1 protein-coding gene is annotated in these 325 nt (G+C 27.1%); it reads left to right on the forward strand.

Annotated elements, in window-relative coordinates; genetic code table 11:
• A partial coding sequence (locus tag FE392_RS22590; protein ID WP_319931923.1) for a hypothetical protein occupies positions 1-255 on the forward strand: 255 nt, incomplete at its 5' end.
• Positions 256-325: the final 70 nt, after the last annotated feature.

Consider the following 325-nt stretch of genomic DNA (forward strand, 5'->3'; position numbering starts at 1 on the left):
CTAACAAATTACAAAGCAAACGGAAAAAGATACTTTTATGTAGAAAAATATGTTGGTAAAAAACCATATACCTGCAAACAAAGTGAACGTATTTATTCGATTGGAAACGAAAGAATCACATTAGAAAGGCTCACTTTATGGATTTTAGATAACAGTTTCATTCCAAGCGAATTAATAAAGATTGGAATATCAATTGACGATATAGAAAACTGGAGAGAAAAAGTAGAAAATACCATAAAAAGATACGCTCTATAACTAAAAACAAGAAAAAAAGACTGATATTTTTGTCAGTCTTTTTTCTTTAACTATTTATATTTTTTCATCA

It is taken from the genome of Xenorhabdus santafensis, from assembly GCF_033949405.1.
GTDB classification, from domain to species: domain Bacteria; phylum Pseudomonadota; class Gammaproteobacteria; order Enterobacterales; family Enterobacteriaceae; genus Xenorhabdus; species Xenorhabdus santafensis.